At 30.5% G+C, this 22,621-nt stretch carries 18 protein-coding genes and 1 tRNA gene; 12 read left to right on the top strand and 7 right to left on the bottom strand.

What is annotated here, in order from left to right; genetic code table 11:
- Positions 1–37: 37 nt before the first annotated feature.
- Positions 38–1,333 carry an MFS transporter gene (locus tag ACWYN7_RS07250; protein ID WP_462859223.1) on the bottom strand — a complete coding sequence of 432 codons (1,296 nt, stop codon included), beginning with the start codon at positions 1,331–1,333 and terminating at the stop codon, positions 38–40.
- Between the two features lie 78 nt (positions 1,334–1,411).
- A complete protein-coding gene (locus ACWYN7_RS07245) occupies positions 1,412–2,227 on the bottom strand; it encodes a M48 family metalloprotease (protein WP_462859222.1) in 816 nt (271 codons plus the stop codon).
- Positions 2,228–2,439: 212 nt separating this feature from the next.
- Between ACWYN7_RS07245 and msrB the strand changes: the two genes are divergently transcribed.
- The 4 genes from msrB to folD all read left to right on the top strand — a co-directional run bounded on the left by msrB (position 2,440) and on the right by folD (position 5,892).
- Entirely contained in the window at positions 2,440–2,922 is a 483-nt protein-coding gene (gene msrB / locus ACWYN7_RS07240) for a peptide-methionine (R)-S-oxide reductase MsrB (RefSeq protein ID WP_462859221.1), read from the top strand.
- A gap of 163 nt (positions 2,923–3,085) precedes the next feature.
- Complete coding sequence (locus tag ACWYN7_RS07235) at positions 3,086–3,526, top strand: hypothetical protein (protein WP_462859220.1); 441 nt, start codon at positions 3,086–3,088, stop codon at positions 3,524–3,526.
- Between the two features lie 68 nt (positions 3,527–3,594).
- The gene (gene ffh / locus ACWYN7_RS07230) at positions 3,595–4,923 is read left to right on the top strand and encodes a signal recognition particle protein (protein ID WP_462859219.1); all 1,329 of its coding nucleotides are present in this window, start codon (positions 3,595–3,597) and stop codon (positions 4,921–4,923) included.
- An 87-nt stretch (positions 4,924–5,010) separates the two neighbouring features.
- Complete coding sequence (gene folD, locus ACWYN7_RS07225) at positions 5,011–5,892, top strand: bifunctional methylenetetrahydrofolate dehydrogenase/methenyltetrahydrofolate cyclohydrolase FolD (RefSeq protein ID WP_462859217.1); 882 nt, start codon at positions 5,011–5,013, stop codon at positions 5,890–5,892.
- A gap of 70 nt (positions 5,893–5,962) precedes the next feature.
- Here folD and ACWYN7_RS07220 read toward each other — a convergent pair whose 3' ends face one another.
- Positions 5,963–6,880, bottom strand: a complete 918-nt coding sequence (locus ACWYN7_RS07220; RefSeq protein ID WP_462859216.1) for an FKBP-type peptidyl-prolyl cis-trans isomerase — start codon at positions 6,878–6,880, stop codon at positions 5,963–5,965.
- 79 nt (positions 6,881–6,959) lie between these two features.
- On the opposite strand from ACWYN7_RS07220, the gene ACWYN7_RS07215 reads away from it, so the two are divergent.
- Positions 6,960–7,337, top strand: a complete 378-nt coding sequence (locus tag ACWYN7_RS07215) for an RNA-binding S4 domain-containing protein (protein WP_462859215.1) — start codon at positions 6,960–6,962, stop codon at positions 7,335–7,337.
- Positions 7,334–7,837: a phosphoribosyltransferase domain-containing protein gene (locus ACWYN7_RS07210; RefSeq protein WP_462859214.1), complete on the top strand. Its 504-nt coding sequence runs from the start codon at positions 7,334–7,336 to the stop codon at positions 7,835–7,837. Before ACWYN7_RS07215 ends, ACWYN7_RS07210 begins: the two co-directional genes overlap by 4 nt.
- Here the strand turns inward: ACWYN7_RS07210 and ACWYN7_RS07205 are convergent.
- Positions 7,829–8,344 (bottom strand): shikimate kinase, encoded by a 516-nt coding sequence (locus ACWYN7_RS07205; protein ID WP_462859213.1) that lies wholly within the window; start codon positions 8,342–8,344, stop codon positions 7,829–7,831. The two genes, ACWYN7_RS07210 and ACWYN7_RS07205, sit on opposite strands and share 9 nt — an antisense overlap.
- Positions 8,345–8,439: 95 nt before the next feature.
- Here ACWYN7_RS07205 and ACWYN7_RS07200 point away from each other — a divergent pair.
- The 6 genes from ACWYN7_RS07200 (at position 8,440) to ACWYN7_RS07175 (ending at position 15,631) form a co-directional block, all read left to right on the top strand.
- Positions 8,440–8,512 (top strand) — tRNA-Lys (locus tag ACWYN7_RS07200).
- A gap of 497 nt (positions 8,513–9,009) precedes the next feature.
- Positions 9,010–9,990, top strand: coding sequence for an aldo/keto reductase (locus ACWYN7_RS07195; RefSeq protein ID WP_462859212.1), 981 nt, complete (start codon positions 9,010–9,012; stop codon positions 9,988–9,990).
- A 6-nt stretch (positions 9,991–9,996) separates the two neighbouring features.
- Positions 9,997–10,668 (top strand): polysaccharide deacetylase family protein, encoded by a 672-nt coding sequence (locus ACWYN7_RS07190; protein ID WP_462859211.1) that lies wholly within the window; start codon positions 9,997–9,999, stop codon positions 10,666–10,668.
- A 237-nt stretch (positions 10,669–10,905) separates the two neighbouring features.
- On the top strand, positions 10,906–13,158 hold the full coding sequence (nqrF, locus tag ACWYN7_RS07185) for an NADH:ubiquinone reductase (Na(+)-transporting) subunit F (RefSeq protein WP_462859210.1): 2,253 nt from the start codon (positions 10,906–10,908) through the stop codon (positions 13,156–13,158).
- 162 nt (positions 13,159–13,320) lie between these two features.
- A complete protein-coding gene (locus ACWYN7_RS07180; RefSeq protein ID WP_462859209.1) occupies positions 13,321–14,331 on the top strand; it encodes a GntR family transcriptional regulator in 1,011 nt (336 codons plus the stop codon).
- Positions 14,332–14,347: 16 nt separating this feature from the next.
- Complete coding sequence (locus ACWYN7_RS07175; protein WP_462859208.1) at positions 14,348–15,631, top strand: MFS transporter; 1,284 nt, start codon at positions 14,348–14,350, stop codon at positions 15,629–15,631.
- Between the two features lie 683 nt (positions 15,632–16,314).
- Here ACWYN7_RS07175 and ACWYN7_RS07170 read toward each other — a convergent pair.
- The 3 genes from ACWYN7_RS07170 to ACWYN7_RS07160 form a co-directional block, all read right to left on the bottom strand.
- Positions 16,315–17,187, bottom strand: a complete 873-nt coding sequence (locus tag ACWYN7_RS07170; protein WP_462859207.1) for a T9SS type A sorting domain-containing protein — start codon at positions 17,185–17,187, stop codon at positions 16,315–16,317.
- Positions 17,188–17,781: 594 nt separating this feature from the next.
- Positions 17,782–19,455, bottom strand: a complete 1,674-nt coding sequence (locus ACWYN7_RS07165) for a RagB/SusD family nutrient uptake outer membrane protein (RefSeq protein ID WP_462859206.1) — start codon at positions 19,453–19,455, stop codon at positions 17,782–17,784.
- 15 nt (positions 19,456–19,470) lie between these two features.
- The gene (locus tag ACWYN7_RS07160; RefSeq protein WP_462859205.1) at positions 19,471–22,512 is read right to left on the bottom strand and encodes a SusC/RagA family TonB-linked outer membrane protein; all 3,042 of its coding nucleotides are present in this window, start codon (positions 22,510–22,512) and stop codon (positions 19,471–19,473) included.
- Positions 22,513–22,621: the final 109 nt, after the last annotated feature.

The following is a 22,621-nucleotide window of genomic DNA, read 5'->3' as shown; positions in this document are numbered from 1 at the left end:
AAATATTTAAAAAAGTGCTGGTTTACAGCACTTTTTTTTATCTCACATATTTTGTTTTCTTTAAAGTGCTTAAGATTATTAAAGCTGCTAAAAAGAAAAAAGCCAAACACAAAACACTCCATTGCATAGAGTCTGTTATGGCATACAAAATACCGTAAACTGCTGTTCCTAAAACTATGGCTATTTTTTCGGTAACATCATAAAAACTAAAATATGTAGCATGATCTTCGGTTTCTGGCAATAATTTAGAGTAGGTAGATCGTGTTAAAGATTGAATTGCTCCTAGAACCAGACCTAAAACTGCACCTAAACTGTAAAAATAAAGAGAAACATTAGGTAGGTCTTTATGCAATAAAAAAGCACAGAAACAAACTACCATCCAAATTACAATGGTTAATTTTAAGGCATAAAAATTCCCTTTTTTACCTGATAATCTAGAGAACAAAAAAGCACCTAAAATAGCTACAACCTGAATTAATAAAACTGTAATAATTAAATCGATTGTTTCTAAACCCAATTCTGTAGATCCAAAAATAGTAGCCAATAAAATAATAGTTTGCACCCCAACACTTAATAAAAAGAAAGCAATTAAAAACTTTTTTAAAGTAGGGTAATTCGCAATTTCTTTTGCCACTAATTTTAACTCTCTAAACCCTTTCCATATATAATCTTTTTCTGGTTTTTTATTGTACAAATCATTAGGCAAACGTTTAAAAGTAACTTGTGCAAAACCTAGCCACCACAAACCTACCATAACAAAAGAAATTCGAGAAGCCAATCCAGAATCTAAACCAAACAAATCTGGCATTTGAATCATAATTAAATTGATAACTAACAAGATTATAGAACCAACATAACCATAAATAAATCCTTTAGCACTTGCTTTATCTTGTTGCTCAGGATGTGCAACTTCTGGCAAATAAGCGTTATAAAAAACCAAACTTGCCCAAAAACCAATACTTGCTAAAATGGTAAAAACAATACCAATCCAAACTGTGTCTAATCCATCAAAAAAATACAAACTCATTACAGATAAACTTCCTAAAAAACAGAAAAACTTCATAAATTTTTTCTTGCTTCCTGTATAATCTGCAATTCCTGATAAAATGGGTGAAATAAAAGCAACCACTAAAAAAGAAAAAGACAAAGCATAACTGTATAAACTATCTGGATGACTCCATTCCATGCCTAAAAAAGTAACAATTTTACCTTCTGTAACTGCACTATAATACAAAGGAAAAACAGCTGTGCTGATTACTAAAGAATACACCGAATTTGCCCAATCATAAAAAGCCCAAGCATTAATTAATTTCTTATCACCTATTTTTAACATAAAATTTATTTTATAAAAAAACCGTTCAAAATAAAATCTTTGAACGGTTACAATATAGGGAAACTATTTGTTTCTATTTTATTTTACAACGCCATTTGCATTATATTGAGCTGCATATTTTTTTGCAGTAGGCAAATATGTTCTAAGATCTTGTATTCTAGATTCGTTAGACGGGTGTGTACTTAAAATTTCTGGTGTAGAACCTCCTCCAGAATTTTGACTCATTCTAACCCATACTTCAGCAGCCTCAATTCCATCATAACCAGCCATAATCATAAAAACCAAACCTAACCTGTCAGCTTCTTGTTCATGAACTCTACTAAATTTTAACATTCCTAAACCAGAACCAATACCAAAAGCAGTATTCCAAATTTGTTGACTTTTAGCATCTTTACCAGATGTACCTAAAGCCACAGCCAAACCACCTATTTGTTGCAATTGCCCTTGAGACATTCTTTCTTGACCATGTTTTGCAAATGCATGTGCAACCTCGTGTCCCATAACTGCTGCTACTCCATCTTCATTATCACAAATTGGCATAATACCCGTATAAAAAACCACTTTTCCACCAGGCATACACCAAGCATTTACAGTTTTATCTTCTATTAAATTAAATTCCCATTTATAAGAATTAGCTTCTGCAACCATATTATTTGCTCTCATAAAACGATCTACAGCCGCAGAAATATTTTTACCAACGTTTTTTACTTGGTTGGCCATTTCTCTATTGGTAGATAATTTATTCTCTTCTAAAAAACTATTATATTGAGCAAAACTTGCAGGTAAAACTTGAGCATCGCTTACAAAATTAACTCGTTTTCTTCCTGTAATTGGTACTGTACTACATTCAGTAAAAAGAAAAACTGCGACTACTAAAACTATTATTTTTTTCATTATTTGATACTTTTTGGTTCTTATTTTAAGACACTTTTGCAATAATTTAGTCACTATTACCTAAAATTATTTTTTTAAATTTAAGTAATCTATTTAAATCTAGAAAATTGTTTTTAATAATATTGTAAGGTTAATCATTTATAATCGTCTAAATTGATAGTACTAAAAGATTTATATTCTTATTGATAATAGGTATGATACAAATTAAATTTATGAAAAAAGTAGCCACTCTTTTAATGTTATTCTTGATGATAAGCTGTGTTGGAAACGCACAAAACTCATCAAAAGAAAAAAAGAAAACTTATAAAATAAGCAAAACAAATGCTGAATGGAAAGAATTGCTATCTCCATTAGCGTATTATGTTTTACGCGAATCTGGTACAGAAAGAGCCTTTTCGAGTCCTTTAAATGACAATCACCAAAAAGGGACTTTTGTTTGTGCTGCTTGTAAAACTCCTTTATATAAATCTGAACATAAATACGATTCTGGTTCTGGTTGGCCTTCTTTTGATAGAGCTATAAAGGAAAATGTAGAATTAGATGTTGATTATAAAATTGGTTATGCCAGAACAGAACTAAAATGCAATACTTGTGGTGGGCATTTGGGGCATTCTTTTGATGATGGGCCTCGAGAAACTACTGGCAAACGTCATTGTATAAATGGAGCTGCTTTAGAGTTTGTAGCTAAAAAATAATTCTGCTGGACAAAATATTTCTAATATTTTTTAAAAAACCTATACTAATTTTTAAAATGAAGTGTAGTTTTTTTGAGTTTAAAAGAAAAAACATCTAATATTTTTAATTCTAAATTGAAGTTCTAATTAATTTTCATACTTTTAAGATTGTATTCTTATGTAAATGAATAAAATCATTAAAAAACCTCAGTATTACTTTTTTGCGTTAATTCCTGTCTATATAATTATTGGATTAATAAAAAGAAACACTCCCATAGATATTAATATTAGCTACATCAATTATTTAATAAATGTAGATTTTTGGTGTTACGTTTCTGCCCTTTATTTTAGTTTGATTGGTCTGAATTACGTAGCCTTAAGTTGGGCTAAAAAGAATCCAAAAAACTGGTTAATACTGTTGCACATTGTCTTACAAACTTTATCTATAATTCCATTTATTTACGCTGTTTTAAGGTTAGATGAACAAGGATTATTAAAAGGCGATCAATTTTTAGGAATTCTAAATTTAGAAAGTGTTTTAATTTTCTCGTTTTTCTTGTTTCTACTCTCCAACTTTGTACATTTAGTAATCTTTTTTACTAGTTTATTTTTAAAAAGAGATTAAGTATATTAATTTTTTATAAGAGAGCAGTTATATTTATATTTGTGTTTCGAAAAAAATGAATACAAATTATGTTCAATAATTTAAGTGATAAATTAGATAAAGCCTTACACACCTTAAAAGGTCATGGGCAAATTACAGAAATTAATGTTGCAGAAACTTTAAAAGAAGTTAGAAGAGCTCTTTTAGATGCCGATGTTAACTTTAAGATAGCCAAAGATTTTACAAAGAAAGTTCAGCAAAAAGCCATTGGTCAAGATGTATTAACTACATTAAATCCTGGGCAATTAATGGTAAAGTTGGTTAAAGACGAACTTACTGAATTAATGGGTGGAGAAACTGTAGGTATAAATTTAGGAGGCTCACCTACTGTAATTTTAATGTCTGGTTTACAAGGTTCTGGTAAAACAACTTTTTCTGGTAAACTGGCAAATTACCTTAAAACTAAAAAATCTAAACAAGTTTTATTAGTAGGTTGTGATGTGTACAGACCAGCTGCCATAAATCAATTACAAGTTGTTGGAGAACAAATTGGTGTAGAAGTTTACGCAGAAGTGGGCAACCAAAATCCTGTAGAAATTTCTCAGAATGCCATAAAACACGCCAAAGCAAATGGTAAAAATGTTGTTATTATAGATACTGCTGGTCGTTTGGCTGTAGATCAAGAAATGATGACAGAGATTTCTAACATTCATAAAACTGTAAATCCACAAGAAACTTTATTTGTGGTAGATTCTATGACTGGGCAAGATGCTGTAAATACTGCAAAAGCATTTAATGATATTTTAAATTTTGAAGGTGTTGTACTTACAAAATTAGATGGTGATACCAGAGGTGGTGCAGCTTTATCTATTAAATCTGTGGTTGATAAACCAATTAAATTTATTGGTACTGGAGAAAAAATGGAAGCTATTGATGTTTTTCATCCAGATCGTATGGCAGATCGTATTTTGGGAATGGGAGATGTTATTTCTCTTGTAGAAAGAGCTCAAGATCAATATGATGAAGAAGAAGCTAGAAAACTACAAAAGAAAATTGCTAAAAATCAATTTGGTTTCGACGACTTTTTAAGTCAGATTCAGCAAATCAAAAAGATGGGTAGCATGAAAGATTTAGTAGGCATGATACCTGGTGCAGGAAAAGCAATGAAAGATGTTGATATAGATGATGATGCTTTTAAAGGTATTGAAGCAATAATTCATTCTATGACACCATCAGAAAGAAGCACACCATCTACCATAAACTCTAGTCGAAAAAAACGAATTGCAAAAGGTTCTGGAACATCAATACAAGAAGTAAACCAGTTAATGAAGCAATTTAACCAAATGAGCAAAATGATGAAAATGATGCAAGGTGGTGGTGGTAGAAAGATGATGCAAATGATGAAAGGAATGCGTTAAAATCAATTATGAATTACGAATTTTAAATTTTTCAATATCTGAAATTTTTAATTCATAATTCTAAATTTAAAATTCGTAATTACATATATGACACTTTTAGACGGAAAAAAGACATCAGCCGACATTAAAGAAGAAATAGCTTTAGAAGTTAGAGATTTAAAAAATAACGATCATAAACCTCCTCATTTGGCTGCAATTATTGTGGGTAATGATGGCGCAAGTATCACCTATGTAAACGCAAAAGTAAAAGCTTGCGAAAGAGTAGGTTTTGAATCTACTTTAATAAGACTTTCTGAAGATATTACTGAAGAAGAATTATTAAATGAAATTGCCATTTTAAATATTGATAATGATATTGATGGTTTTATTGTACAATTGCCTTTGCCTAAACACATAGATGAACAAAAGGTTATTATGGCTGTAGATCCTGATAAAGATGTTGATGGTTTTCATCCAACAAATGTTGGAAAAATGGCATTGAATTTACCAACTTTTATTTCTGCCACTCCTTTCGGAATTTTAGAGTTATTAGACAGATATAATGTAGAAACTTCTGGTAAACATGTTGTGGTTTTAGGAAGAAGTCATATTGTCGGTAGCCCAATGAGCATTCTTTTATCACAAAAAAGAAAAGTAGGTAATGCAACAGTTACCATGTGCCATAGTAGAACTAAAAACTTAAAAGAAATTACTTTACAAGCGGATATAATTGTAGCTGCTATTGGTATTCCTGAGTTTTTAAAAGCTGATATGGTTAAAGATAATGTAACTGTAATAGATGTTGGTATAACAAGATTGGCAGATCCAAGTAAAAAAAGTGGCTTTAGATTAGTAGGTGATGTTGCTTTTAATGAGGTTGCTGCAAAATCTGAATACATTACTCCAGTTCCTGGTGGAGTTGGACCAATGACGATTGCTATGCTGTTAAAGAATACATTATTAGCAAACAAAAGAAGAAATAAAATTTAAATTTAATTAAAACAAAAAAAGCGCTTTCTATATCTAGAAAGCGCTTTTTTAAATTTTATTATTTATTGTTTTAGTAGATGTCTGGATTTAAATAATCTGGTAAAGTAGGATTATTAGGATCACTAAAATCATTTGTTGGATCTCCATCATTATTTGCATCTTCATCTTTGGTTAAAACACCATCTCCATCATCGTCTGTATCTAAATAATTTGGCAATCCGTTTTCATCTGTATCATCGTTAGAAACGTCTCCATCACCATCTAAATCTTCATAAAAGGTACCAACATTATCATTATCATGATCTGTATCTTTTACTAAATCTAATAATTCGATATAAAAAAGTAAATTAGTATCTACTAAAGAACTTGTTTGATTTGCAGTTACAGAAGATGGGTATCCTAAACCAGAAGGAATAAATAAAACTCCTTTTCCTCCATTTAAAAAAGTAACTGGTCCATTAAACGCCCCTCCAGTGTCTGGATCTTTCTTTAAAGAACCTCCTTTAAAATATTGAAATCCATAAGACCAACCTCTAACAGTTGATAATAAATTTAGCCAAAGACCAGTTGTATTACCATCAAAATAAGTATCACTAAAAGTTGAACCAGACATTGTTTTACCAGAATATTTTACAAAAACAGAATCTACTTTTGTTGGGTATCCTTTATCAAAATCAGGTGATGGATCTCCTTCTCTAGCTACATAAACGTATAATTTATAATCAATATCATTTTCTGTAACAGATAAGGTTTTTAAATTGCTATCGCTAATTAGTGCAGTTTCGTTTGCTGTAATGGCTTTTACAGAATCTACACTAAAATCGTAATAATGATTGCTTAAAAACTTTACTAAAGAATCGCCATCTGAAATTGCTAATGCTTCATGATCTACATCATCAAAAGGATTAGTAAAAAAATTATCATCACCACAAGCATAAATAATAGTAGATAATATTATTATTACAAGTGCATTTTTTATTTTACTCATTTAATCATAAATTTTGTGGGCGCAATTTACCATTTTTATACCTTTGTAAAAAGACAAATTATGGATTTTAACTGTTTTTATGAGAATTGATAAATACTTATGGTGTATACGTACTTTTAAAACAAGAAGTTTAGCAACAACCGCTTGTAAAAAAGGACAGGTTAAGATTGATAATAAAAACATAAAACCATCAAAAGAAATCTTTGGTGGCGAACTTATTTTAGTAAGAAAAAATCAAATAAATTATCAAATAAAAGTTTTAGATTTACCAGAAAGTCGTGTTGGTGCTAAGTTGGTAGATTTGTATAGAAAAGATATTACGCCTAAAGAAGAGTTTCAAAAAAATGAGCTTTTAAAATATGCCAAAGATTATTATCGTAAAAAAGGAACTGGAAGACCAACTAAAAAAGATAGACGAGATATAGACGGATTTACTGAAGATACAGAAAACTTATGATTACAGAAGGAAATATTATTTTAGATACAGTACAAATAAATCAAAAAATTAGAAGAATTGCCTATCAAATTTATGAAAGCAACAGCAATGAAAAAGAGGTAATTATTGCTGGTATAATTGGTAATGGTTTTATTTTTGCTGAAAAATTAGTAGAAATTTTAAATGAAATTTCTCCCCTTAACGTTACCATTTGTAAAGTAACAATCAATAAGAAAAAACCTTTAGAACCTATTTCAACTTCATTAAACGTTAATGAATATAAAAATAAGCCTTTGGTTTTAGTAGACGATGTTTTAAACTCAGGCACAACCTTAATCTATGGTGTAAAACATTTTTTAGATGTGCCTTTAAAAAGATTTAAAACAGCAGTTTTGGTAAATAGAAATCATAAAAAATACCCAGTTAAGGCAGATTTTAAAGGTGTTTCTTTATCAACATCAATAAAAGAACATGTACAAATAGACTTTGTAGAAAATAATTCTAAAGCTTATTTAGTTTAATAATTGATGTAATTCTTCTGCAACTTCGCTTTTCTTTTTGTCGTCAATTTTTATGGTGATTTTAGCTTTTTCATAATAAGGACGTCTTTCAAAAAGATGTTTAGCTACAAATTCAGGAATTTTATCATCTCCTAAAGAAGCAATTAAAGGTCGTTTGGCTTTCTTTTTTATCAATCTTTTTACCATAGTTGGTACACTACCTTGTAAGTAAATTGATTTTGTATTTCCTGCATTCACAATTTCCATATTATTTGCATAACAAGGCGTACCACCACCTAAAGAAAGTATAAAACTACCATCTTTTGATAAGATTTCTTTCAAATATTGTGTTTCGATCAACCTAAAATAGATTTCACCTTTCTCTTTAAAAATTTCTGAAATAGTTTTATTTTCTTTTTCAATGATATAATCATCTAGATCTATAAAATTCATTTCTAGACTTTTAGAAAGTTTTTTACCTATACTAGATTTTCCAGAAGCCATATATCCTAATAAAACTATTTTCATTTTTTAATGTTTTTGGCAAATATCGATAAAATTTCTTCAATTTTATATTTCACATTTAAATGATTGATAGTATATTTGCACCTCGTTAAATTTTTGACCTGGTAGCTCAGTTGGTAGAGCATCTCCCTTTTAAGGAGAGGGTCCTGGGTTCGAGCCCCAGCCCGGTCACTTTTAGAAAACATAAATACAAAGCGCCCTGAGAATCTAATGATTTTTCAGGGCGTTTTATTATTTATAAAAAGTGGTTTTAAAGTTAACATTTGTAACTTAACAAAGAACCTTATTTCTAAAGGGTATTTGCTGTCTAATGAAATGAGCAAATGTTTACTAATAAAAAATTTTACTTTAACGTAAGATATTTTATTCTAAGCCATTCACCCTTAACTGTTCTTCTAATGATAATTTTTATCATATATAAATTGCAATAAAACTAAAGGAAGTCTAATAACTCTAGCTTCGCTTACAATATTTTAACTGATTATATTTAAATTCATACGCTAATAATAGAATGTTTTTATTAAAAAAAATAAAAATTCAAGTTATTATTCTATTGACCTATTTCTATTCTAATCCAACTATACCCTTGTATAGAATAATCCTATTTTAGCCAAAACCATATAAAATGGATAAGGAAATATCAATTAAAAAACTAAAATTGTTATACTATGGAAAATAGATTATTTGGTAACACAGGTTTTAAAACTACACCTATTGGCTTTGGTGCCATGCGTATTAAAGATAATGGATTTGGCATCTCAGAACCTCTTCTTTATGCTCTAGAAAAAGGTATCAATTTTGTTGATACTGCAAGAAATTACGGAGAAAGTGAACGTATTGTAGGTAAAACTTTAAAAGAATTTGGTGGAACAAGACCTTTTATAGCCTCAAAAATAAAACCACTAGATATTACCAATTGGCGTTTTCCTGTACCACTAGAAGAACAATTTACACCACAAAGCATTAGAGAATCTGTAGAAACTAGTTTAAAAATGCTGGATGTAGATTGCATAGATCTTATACAATTGCACCAATGGTATTATTTATGGAGCCTTAGACCTGAGTGGATAGATACTTTAAAAGAACTACAAAGTGAAGGAAAAGTAAAACACATAGGTGTAAGCGCATTAGATCATGAACATGATGCTGTATTAAAACTTATAGACAACAATGTTGTTGACTCGGTTCAAATAGTGATTAATGCATTTGAATCTAGACCATTTACTAGCGTTGTACCATTAGCAGAAATGCGTAAAGTAGGAGTTATTGGTCGTTGTGTTTTTGACCATTCTGGCTCATTAGCTACTGGAGGTTCTAGAGACATTTTAGCAAATGATGTAAAACTATCCAAAGGTTCTCCAGAAATTGTAACCGAATACATAAATAGAATAGACAAACTTAAAAAAGAATGTTGTTCAGATAATATGAGCTTAAGCGAATTAAGTGTACGTTTTGCTTTAAGTGGTGCTGGTGTTTCTAACATCGTATTATCTATGGACAATAAAGAACATGTTGATTCAGCCATTGAATATGCTAGTAAAGGACCATTACCTGAAGACTTACTTGAAAAAATTAAACGAGAACATATTTTCGTAAAAAACTTCAATTACTTTAGTATGGCCACACAAGATGGTAAAATAAAAAACTAGTGTTCCATGACAAAAGTAAGCTTAATTTTTGATGATGGCTTTGCCAAAAGCGCAATTAAGACCTCTGAGATTTTTGAAGAAAGAGGTTTGACTGCTAATTTTGCTGTTTTGGTTGATAGCAGTAATATTTATCCAGATACTCCTAAAGGTGATTTTGATTTATGGAATAAGTTACAAGAAAGCGGACATACTATCCATCCTCATGGATATGATCACACTGATTTAACCCAAATACCATTTGAAGAAGCCAAATTAAAAATAGATACTTGCTTAGAATACTTTAGCAATCATTTAATTGGATTTACCCCCTCTAATACAACATATCACCTAACTTACAATAAATCTACTCCGCAAGTAGATCAATATCTTCTTAGTAAAGTAAAAGCTATTAGAACAACAGGTCTTGAAGGTCATGTAGGTTCTGGTATGAACAATGAAAAAGAAATAAATACAAAAAGGTTTAATTGTTCTTGGCATGGACCAGATTATTGCGATGACCACCTTCTAAAAACTTTAAAGAATGCCGAAGCTTTACGCCCGAATTTTTTAATGTATATGCTCCACGGAATTGATGATGAAGGTTGGGGACCAATTCATGCTAACTCACTGGAAAAAGCTCTTGATTATATAAATGCATCTCCAATATTAAAATATGTTAATGCTGATAACTTAATATAAATACTCTACTTAAAAGATACTAACATATCTTAAAAATTGAATCTTAAGGTAGATTAAAAAGCAATCAAAATTATCATTATTTAAAGAATAAGCATAATTCTACAAAGGTATTTCTGTTATAGTCTTCAATTTTCATCACCTCTAAAAATCTATTTTTACATAATTAGATTAGAATTGTTTTGACTTTACACTTAAGAAGTATTTAACAAACTTATCTTTTTTAAATTAGATGAATACATGAGTAAAAGAGTTGAAATTCCAAGAGATTACAGTCTTGTAGGTGTTGAAGCAAAAAAGGCCATTGAAATAGGTTTGGCAGATGCAGAGTGGTACCAAAGCCCTGTTTCTAAAGAGGATATGAGAAAACTTTTAGTAAGAAAAGATGGCCCTGCAATTAGAGACACTTTATTATGGTTAGGTTTAATTTTTACATCTGGTGCCATGGTGTATCTATTATGGGGATCTTGGTGGGTTATTATTCCTTATATTATATATAGTACTTTATATGCTTCTTCTTCTGATTCTCGTTGGCACGAATCCAGTCATGGTACTGCTTTTAAAACCGATTGGATGAATGATTTTTTATATGAGCTTTCATCTTTCATGGTATTTAGACAATCTACTGTTTGGCGTTGGAGTCATGCAAGACACCATAGTGACACCATCATTCGAGGAAGAGATCCAGAGATTTCTATGCCAAGACCACCGCGTTACAAAAGAATTATAAAAGGACTTTTAGGTTTAGGAGGAGCGTTACCTGAAATTAGAAAAATTCTGTTACACGCTACTGGTAAAATTGACAAAGAAGTTGCTACCTATGTACCTGAACAAGAATTTTTTAAAGTTATTTTTAAAGCTAGAATTTATTTACTTATTTATGCTATAGTTATTTATTTGGCTATAATATACAATACCATACTTCCCCTAATGTTTATAGGACTCCCCACTATTTTTGGAGGATGGCTAATGAGAATTTATGGATGGACACAACATGCTGGTCTTCAAGAAAACGTGTTAGACCACCGTTTAAATTCTAGAACTGTTTACATGAATAGGATTCATAGATTTTTATATTGGAATATGAATTACCATGTAGAACACCATATGTTTCCTTTAGTACCATATCACGCTTTACCAAAGTTACATAAGTTGATTAAAGACGATTGTGCACCTCCTTGCAAAGGACTTTATGGTGCGTATAAAGAAATTATACCAGCCATTCTTAAACAAATGAAAGACCCATCATATTTCATAGAACGTAAATTACCTAAAGCAAAAACAGTTTCACTAAAAAAAGACTATTTAATAGGTAATAATGATGAAATTGAAAATGGCAAAATTAAAGTTTGTAATTTAAAAGATCTTCCAAAAGATGGAACCGTTCGTTTTGATTTAAACCATAAAACCTATGCTATTTACAGAACCCAAAAAAATAATTTTTATGCAACAGATGGTATTTGTACGCATGGAAATGCTCATCTAGCTGATGGTATTATTATAGGAGAAACAATAGAGTGTCAAAAACACAATGGTCGTTTTAATCTTTGTGATGGATCACCAAAAAGAATGCCTGTTTGTATTGGATTGAAAACACATAAAGTAGAAGTCTTAGACAACAATGTTTATTTGCATCTTGATCAAAATAAAAACCAAATTAAAGATAAAGAGTATAAGTATAAGGTTGTTAGCAATAACAATGTAGGAAGTTTTATTAAAGAACTTGTTTTAGAACCTTTAAATGAAAAAAAAGTTTCTTTTAAACCTGGACAATATATTCAATTAAACATTCCTCCACATAACATAAAATTTAGTGACTTTGAGGTTAAAGAACCATATCGTAAAGATTGGGATAAAATGGGACTTTTTGAACATTGGTCTGAAAACGCATTATATTCTAAAAGAAACTATTCTCTTGCTAACAATCCAGAACTAGAAAAAAACTTAAAATTTAATATTAGAATTGCTTTATCTCCCAAATCAGAATTAATAAGCGCAGGTAATGGATCTTCTTATGCATTTTCACTAAAAAAAGGAGATGAAGTGACTATAAATGGACCTTTTGGAGATTTCATCCCTAAAGAATCTAATAGAGAAATGGTATATATAGGTGGAGGAGCAGGTATGGCTCCTATTCGATCTCACTTATCTCATTTATTAAAATCCATAAATTCAGATAGAAAAATAAGTTATTGGTATGGTGCAAGATCATTAAAAGAACTTTTTTATGATGACTATTTCAATCTATTAGATAAAGAAAAAGCTAATTTTTCTTTTCATGTTGCTCTTTCAGAACCAAATAATACAGATGAATGGGATGGAGGAACAGGTTTTATACATACATTTTTAATGGATAAATATTTGTCAAAACATCAAAACCCAAAAGAAATAGAATATTATTTATGTGGGCCTCCAGGAATGATTAAAGCAACTTTAAAAATGCTAAAAGAAATAGGAGTTCCTGATAAATTAATTGCTTTTGATGAATTTTAATCTATACCATTGTTATTTTTGTAACTATTCACTAAAATGCTAAATATATTATTATTTCTATAGTAACCTAGTCTCTAACCCCTGTTCTAGTTATTCTATTCTATTCTATTAAGAAAAAAAGCATATTTATAAATTGTATATTGGATTTTCATAAATTAGATCATGTCAGCAGTATTTAATTACATTAATTTAGTTCAGTATCAAAAATCAAAAACAAATGGAATTGTTAATGGTATTATAGATGCCATAGAAGACAAAGCTATTGAAAAAGGAGATCCACTTCCTTCGGTAAATAGATTTATTCAAAAATTAGGTGTGGCTAGAATGACGGTTGTTAAAGCTTTAAATACACTTAAAGAACAAGGAATAATTGTATCTGAAGACAAAGTTGGATACTTTGTTAGAAATACAGAAATTGAAAGAGAATTAAAAGTTATGCTTTTTTTATCTGGTTTTCAATCAACTCATGAAACTGTTTATAATCAAATAATTGAAGGTATAGGAGACAATAAAATTACTGTTGATTTATTTTTTCATCACTACAATCCTAAAACATTTAACGCTATTCTTAAAGAAAATATTGGTCTTTATGGATTATATATCATTTCCGTTTTTGACGATCCAAAAATGGATAGTTGGCTTAACAGATTACCCAAAAGGAAACTTCTACAAATTTTACGTCCTCCAATTCTAAATGATATATCATATATCACTCAAGATTTTTACAATGACTTAAAAATTGAATTATTTAATTTAAAACCAAAGCTTAAATATTACGATGAATTTATATTGGTTTTTCCTTCAAATCAAAAAATACCTAAAGGCCTAAAAAAAGCTTTTATAGAGTTTTGTAGTAATCAAAACATTAATTACAGTATTGTTGAAAAAGTAAGTAGAAACTTAATCTCTCCTAAAAAAGTATTCGGAGTTATTGAAGACAAAGATTTAATTTCTGTAATACAATATTCTGAAGAAGCTGGGTATAGAATTGGGCATGGAATAGGTGTAGTTTCTTATAATGAAACGCCTATGAAAAAAATAATAAAAGATGGAATAACTGTTATTAGTGCTGATTTTTTTAAAATTGGCGATGCCATATGTGAATTTATTCAAAACCCAAAACCTACCCAAAAAGTATTTTCTCCAAAATTAATAACAAGAAACTCAGTATAAAAAATTTCAAAATAACATGACAGATTTAAGCGTAACCAAAAAGTCTAATTTCAGGTGGGTAATAGTTGTATTGCTTTTTTTTGCCACTACTATTAATTATTTTGATAGATTTTTAATGGGAATTTTAGCACCCTATTTAGAAACAAAAATTGGTTGGACAGAAATTCAATACGGTTATATTGTTGCCTCTTTTCAATTTGCATATGGTATAGGAACGTTATTAGTGGGTTATGTAATAGACAAATTAGGTACTCGTTGGGGATTTTCCTTAGCTGTAATTTTATGGAGTTTAGCAAGTATGCTCCATGCCGCTGCTAGAAATTGGGTTGGTTTTGCTTTGGCTAGAATTGGACTGGGCTTAACTGAAGCTGGTAATTTTCCTGCAGCAATAAAAACAGTTGCTGAATGGTTTCCTAAAAAAGAAAGAGCCTTGGCTACTGGACTTTTTAATGGAGGATCAAACCTTGGAGCAATAATGGCTCCTATTTTAATACCCATTATTATAACATCAATGGGTTCATGGGAGTGGGTATTTATTCTTTCTGGTTTATTAGGATTTGTTTGGGTTATATTTTGGATTATTCTCTACAAAAAACCAAGAGAAAGTAAATTTACAAACGAAGCAGAAATTAATTACATCGAAGATGGTGAACACCATGAAGATAACGATAAAATAAAATGGATAGACCTTTTAAAACACAAACAAACATGGGCTGTTGCTTTTGGTAAACTTTTTGCAGATCCGACATGGTATTTTTATATTTTTTGGGGTGCTAAATTTTTAAACTCAAAATTTGGAGTAGATTTAAAAGAACTTGCCATGCCTCTTATTGCAATTTATGTTGTTGCAGATATAGGCGGTATTATTGGAGGAGCTGTTTCTTCCTCTTTAATTAAAAAAGGGAAAAGTATTAATTTTTCTAGGAAAGCAACCATGTTAGGTTCTGCCATTTTAGTTTTACCAGTGATGACCGTTCCTTATTATAATTCAATTTTTATAAGTGTAGCTTTAATTGCTCTTGCTGCAGGAGCCCATAGTTCTTGGTCCGCAAACATATTTACAATGGTTTCAGATTTATTTCCAAAAAATGTAGTAGCTACTGTAACTGGATTTGCAACAACAGTAAGTACAGCAGGGGGTATGATTTTTGCCCTTATAATAGGTTTCTTACTAAATGAATCAGAAACATCAGGTTACAACACAGCTTTTGCTGTTGCATCGTTTGGTTATATTATAGGTATTGGTGTTGTTCATTTAATTTTACCAAAAATGACTCCAGTAACAGATTTGAAAAAATAATAAATAAATTATTTTCTAAATAAAATTTTACTGATTAATTACGGTTTACTGAATAAATATTGTTGAGTTTATTGGTTTCAGATTAGGGTTTAAAACCCTGCAATTTTATTGAAGTACTTTAGTGATATAAAAAATTTATATCGTTAGGTTTGTTATAAATAAGCTTCAGTCAATTTTAAATTTTATAATTCTGATACATAAAGGGGATTATAATCCCTAGTGAAACAAACCTCTGTACTTCTAGTGCAGAGTGATTTAGTAAAATTATAAACAAAGAATTATTCTGCCGTTTTGTTCCTTCATTGAATATAAACTTTGCCTTAATAAATATATTCTCTATTATTAAAACAACAAACTGTAGATTGGTTATACTTACTTTTAAACATCAAGAAATCTGCTATAGAATTTAATAACTTATTATTCTTCTTTTTTAAACACTTAATGGCTATATAATTAAACTATATTTTTTTCATTTCTTATCAAACAATATAGACAGATGCTTTATCTAAAGAAAATTTTAATGATAAATTTTAAAACTCTGTTGATATAATTTTATTTAAAACCATAGAATATCTTCACATTAAATATTTGATGATGTTTTTCTAAAAAATAAACATAAAAAAAAGGTTTAACGATCAAATAATCGTTAAACCTTTTTTATAAACTAAATAGTCTTATGAATACTATAATTTAATTATTTTAGAAACACTTCTTTTATCTTTAGTTTGCATATCTAAAATATAAGTACCTGATTTTAAATTTTCTCCACAGTTATTAACTCCAAAACCAAATGTACCCTCTTCTACTTTTGCACCTAAAATACTATATATTTTATATGAAACAGATTGCTCAGCAGATTGGATATTAAAAACACCTTTTGAAGGATTTGGAGATACTGTTACTGTTTCTAAAGACTCATATTTATTTGTGCTTAATGGTTTAGCACCCTCTAGCTCATCAACAGTATAGTTTACACCTGTTTTACCAAATACCAATTTATCAATGCTTAAACCATCTTCTCTAGCTCCTATTTCAAAAGTAACCTTAAGAGAACCAGGTGATATTACGTAAGACCACTCTGATGTATTCCATATTTGTGAAACATTTAACCACTTCCATTGGTTTATAATTTCAGGTTGCACTAGGGCTCCATCTACAACACTTGAACCCGACGTATAACCTGTTTCATTTAATTGATTTATTATAACCCAATCTTGACCATTAGCAGGATCATTTGTACCTAAATATCTAGGTGTATAAAAACTATCATCATTATTTCCTCCATCTCCAATATAAAGCTTAACATATAGATCATATGTATCAGCCTCAGGAAAAGTAATAGAATAGCTTACCACTTTACTGGCATCTCCAGGATTAGAGGTAGCTATAAAATTTGTTTGAGGATAAATATAGGTAATTCCTCCATCAGTTCCAGTTGTATAATCACTTCCTAAAACCCCAGATTCAGCTTCAACTGAAAAAGGTTCTGTTGTTTGAGAAAAAAGAGAGATAGCACTTAGTGCCAAGAAACAAAAAGAAAATGTAATTTTTTTCATAATTTTAAAATTTATTTTATAGTTATTATTGTTTATAGATAGTATAAAAACCAATCAATTACGATGTGTATTTTAAACTAATTTATAATAAAAAAACATTAAAAATCACTTATTTAACGGGGATTATTCAGCTCAAAAAGGGGGCTAAAACAGCTTTAACACCTAATTACTCCTATTTATACCATAGCTTCATCAGAAAAAAGAGATATTAATGTCTTTTATTTAAAAAATTTGCAACATAATGTTACGTTTATGGATTAACGTAAATTCTAAAATAATTATCCCTAGAATTTACATAAGGTTTTTTGAGAACTGGCTTTTAGCTAGATAATTGATTACAGGCTAAAAACCTAAATATCTATTAGTTATGCCATTAAAATTATAAATTATTTATACATTGAGATAATCTATAATTTTATAATGTTCGTAAACTTTTAAAATAATTTTATTAAAGAGGTTGTTCTCATCATCAAAACATTCAGAATTTTTAAAATTTTATTTTTTAGAAAAACTAGACACTCAGAAAAAATTTGAGCATCTAGTTTTATTAAAAGCAAAATAATTTTTTAAGTTAAAAAGGTTATTATCCTTTTATTAGTAACCTGGGTTTTGTTCTAATTTAGCACCAGCATTAGCTTCTATTTCTCTAGATGGAATAGGAAATAGTTCGTGATGTCTTTGCAAACCATTCTGACCAACATAAAACGGATTAAATCTACTTACTCGATCATAAACTTTACCCAATCTCATTAGTGTTAACTTACGTTTCTCTTCGACACCTAACTCTCTCATACGTTCATCTAGAATATAATCTATATCTACATCTGCTGCATTAACGCTAGAAGCATTAGCTCTTCCTCTAATAACATTAATATCGGCTGCCGCATTTATATTATCATTTAATCCAAGATAAGCTTCTGCTCTAAGTAGGTAAGTTTCTGCCAAACGAAACATATACTGATCAGTATAGCTTGAACCTGCAGCTGAAGTTAATAACAATGGGGTTTGCGTACTTCCTGCATAAACATTTTCGGGGTGATTATCTGGTGTAGTACATTTTGTTTGATATGCATATAAATTTCTAGACGGTACAACATCTGCCAATGCAGGATCTTCTGTTGAAACCACTTGACCAAATAATGGAGACCTTGGGTTATTTACTACAAACTCTCTAGCAAAATTATGATTGGCGTTTCTAATATCATTATCAAAATCGCTTTCCCAAATAGTATTAGTAAAGTATTTTGTAGAAATGGCCCATCCAATACCTCTTCCTCCTGTTAAATCGCCCACAGGCCATAGAAATGGTGATCTACCATTAACTCTCAAATCTCTAACAAATGGTGCATGATGACGTTCAAGTAAATACCCTCTTCTTCCTGTAGATATAAGGCTACCTCCTAACACATCTGTTTCAAATTGAATTACCCAAATAGCTTCTGTATTTCCTGATGATCTATTTTGATTTCCCCTTCTAAAAAGATCCCAATATACATCTTTACCTGCTTCATTAGCTCTTGAACCAAATCTATTATACATCAACCCTGTCTTAGGGCTGTTTATAACAATTGTGGCTGCATCTACAGCTTTCTGATACTCTTCATTAGCTATGTATAGTTCTGATAATAAATGATAGGCTGCAAGGTTATGAACCTCTCCATCCTGAACCTCATCTATTTCAGGTAGCGTTTCTGCTGCAAATTTAATATCTTCAATAGCTTGTGCAATTACTTCTGACCTTTCTGCTCTTGTAAAATCTTTTTTAGGGCTAGTAATTTCTTCTGTATATAGAGGTACACCTCCATATAAATAAGCAAGTGTTCGATATCCCATACCTCTAAAAAATAAGGCTTGTGCTTTATAAAGTTCCTTATCCTCATCACTCATTCCAGATGAAGGCAATCTACTTATTATTGTATTTGCCTCTGATATAAGCTTATAAATAACACCCCAATGAGAATAAGCTATATTTCCATCAGGATGGTAAGCTACTTCCATTGGAAAATGCCTAGCACTATTGTATTCTGGTGTACCATCAAATACTAAATCTGTACCATATAAATAATCGAATGGTGTTCTTTCATCACGGTCATAAAACTCTCTACGAACTCTTCTGTAAAGATTATACATCCCTGCATCATAGTCTTCTTTTGTTTGATATGCATTATTTGCACTAAGAAAATCAAGTGGTTCCTCTTCTAAAAATGATTCCGAACAAGAGGAAAATATTAATGCTGTTATTAAAATTGTTATATACTTTTTAATCATGATAATTATTTTTTTTTAGATTGTAATATTTAAACCAAGAGAATAACCTTTCATAACAGGACGTGATCCTACGCCCAATCCAGCTCCGGTTTCTGGATCCCAACCTTTCCAATTGGTCCAAGTTCCAAGGTTTTTTCCAGAAACAAATACATCCATTTGCTTTACTCTAATTTTATCGAGCCACTTTTTTGGAAATCTGTACGACAAAACAATATCTTGTAATCTAACAAAACTTCTATCATAGTAGGCATTTCCTCGCACAGCTGGAGAACCAAGAGAACGCGGGTATTCTCCACTAGGATTTCCAGGAGACCAGTAATTTACATCATCATAGTAGTTCCATATAATCTCATTACTTCCTCTAGTAAGAAAATGGGTATTATTTCCTAAATAAGAATTTTTACCTCCTTGTATGGTATTAACAAAAACACTTAATGAAAAGTTTTTATAGTCCATTTTACTTAATATACCTGCTCTGTATGCAGGTGAACTATTCCCTAAGATAACTCTATCATCTGCACGATCAATATCATACTCTTCTGCATCTTTTTGCTGATCTACAATTCTGTATGTACCTGGAAAATAACCTGCAGGAATGTCATCTCCTATTTGATAAATTCCATCAATTTGATAGTCATATATCGCATCGATTGGTTCTCCAATAAACCAACCATTTGCAACTACATCATCTTCAATTCCATCTCCGTCAATATCTTCTCCAAAAAGACTTACAATTTTATTTCTGTTTAGAGAAAACGTAAAAGTTGTGGTCCATTTAAAATTGTCATTCTTAATATTTACGGTTGATAAAGTTACTTCTACCCCTTTATTGTTTAACTCTCCTAAATTAGATTGAACACTACCGTAACCAGAAACAACAGGAAGAGACACATTGTTTAACAAGTCATTAGTAGTTTTGTTGTAATAATCAACAGTTCCTGATATTCTTCCGTCAAAAAGATCAAAATCTAATCCAAAATTGTAACCAACTGTTTTTTCCCAAGTAAGATCGTTATTTGCTAAAGAAATTAGCTCTTGACCGGTTAAAGGTGTTCCGCCATCACCAAATACATAAGATTGATTGCTACTAACCCTTGCTAACGATGAATATCTGCCTGTTTGATTTCCACTGACCCCATAACCTGCTCTAATTTTCATAAAATCTACTGCTTTTGAAATATTAAAGTCTTCACTAAGTACCCAACCTAGTGCTAAAGAAGGAAATAAACCGTATTTTTTGTTTTCAGCAAAACCAGAAAACCCATCTCTACGAACGGTAGCTGTAACAAGGTATTTATTAGAAAATTTATAATTTAATCTAGCCATTTGATATGCTAATGACTCGCTCCATGCTGAAGAAGAAACCTTTTGAACCTCTCCAATTCCAAGATTATTGTACCCCAAATTTAATCTAGAAAACCCTTCTGCTCTTGCAACTGTACTAGAGTTTTTTCTTTCAATTGCACCATATAACAATGTTGCATCGATACTATGTACACCTCCAAAAGTTCTTTTGTAATTCAATATATTATCAAGTGTATAGTCATAATATTCAGTATTGTTCTTGTAGGCAACTCCAGTTAACCCAGCTGCATAGGCTGAAGATCTTCTTGCTCTATCAATTCTATAATTATTTCCAAAATTCATACGATATGAAAGTCCTTCGATAAATGGAAAATCAATAACAGAATAAATATTACCAAAAAAGTAATTGTGTCTTTCATAGTCATCCACATCACTTGCAAGAAATGGATTTGTATCAAGGGTATTGAATGGGTTTACTACCAAATCACCTTGTTCATCATAAGGCAACAGCAATGGTGATTGACGTACAAGTTGATACAATGTTGGCTCGGCACCATCTTGATTTATAAACGAACCAAAAGATTTAATCCCTAACTTAAGCCAATCTGTAACTTGAGATTCTAAATTAATTCTTAAACTCTTTCTTTCAAATTCATCTGCCTTAATGAAGCCTTGTTGTTTTGTTAAACCTGCAGACATAAGGTAACTGACATTGTTACCTCCACCTTTAACTGTTAATTGATTATTTTGAATGAAACCAGAATCTGTTCCTTCATCCCACCAATCGAAATCGTTTTCTTTCCAAGTACGGCTATCTCCTTCTCCATCAAAAAGAACTGGTGCTATACCTCCTTGTTTTGGAAGTTCATTTTCTACCCAATCTTGGTTAATTTCTCCATTTTCATCGTAAGCAAATTCAGGAAATAAATCACGTATATGATTTATATATTGCTCTCTTCTCATTGGCCTACGATTTTTAGTTGGCTCTTGGGTAGTGTAGGAAGATGATAGTGTAATTTCTGGTTGCTGATTTACTCTCCCTTTTTTGGTAGTAATAACTATTACTCCATTAGCAGCTTGAGCACCATAAACTGCTGCTGAGCTTGCATCTTTTAGTACATCTAATGTTGCTACGTCATCAGAATTAATTGACGAAAGTGAACCATTATACTGAATTCCATCTAAAATAATTAAAACTCCTTGGTTTCCATTTAAAGTAGTCCTTCCCCTAATTTGTATAGAAGGTGTGGCACCAGCACTACTTACTTGTCCAATATTTAAGCCAGGAACCGTACCTTGAAGAGATTGAACAACGTTTGTATTCGGAGCATCTTTAAAAGTTTCTAAATCTGCGCGAGCCACTGAGCCTGTTAAATCTTTTTTCTTTTGTGTACCATACCCAACAACAACAATTTCATCTAATTTTGATATACTTTCCTGTAATGTAACATTAATAACCTGTTGATTGTTTACAGCTATTTTTTTTGTAAGATATCCAACGTAAGACACAACTAAAACATCCGTTGGTGAAGCATTAATTGTATATAGTCCCTCGAAATCTGTTACTGTACCTTTCTTAGTACCATCTAATACAATATAGGCTCCAGGTATTGCCAGACCTTCTTGGTCTGTAACCTTACCACTAATTGTAGATTCTTGTGCTAATGACGTAAAAATGCTTAGTCCAAAGAATAGCATTAAAATAAGTTTGTCTCTTTTAGACCTTGAAAAACTTTTTGTAGTTTTTTCCATAAGTTAATAAAATTTTAGATTAGTTAATTATGTTTAAAATTTCACCTACCCCCTTCTATCATCTTGTAAAAAAGCTTAAGAATTAGGATAAATTAATTGCAGTTGTAAC

The organism is Polaribacter sp. M10 (assembly GCF_054968445.1).
The sequence above is the reverse complement of the archived record's forward strand: the minus strand, read 5'-3'. Positions and strand labels throughout refer to the sequence as shown.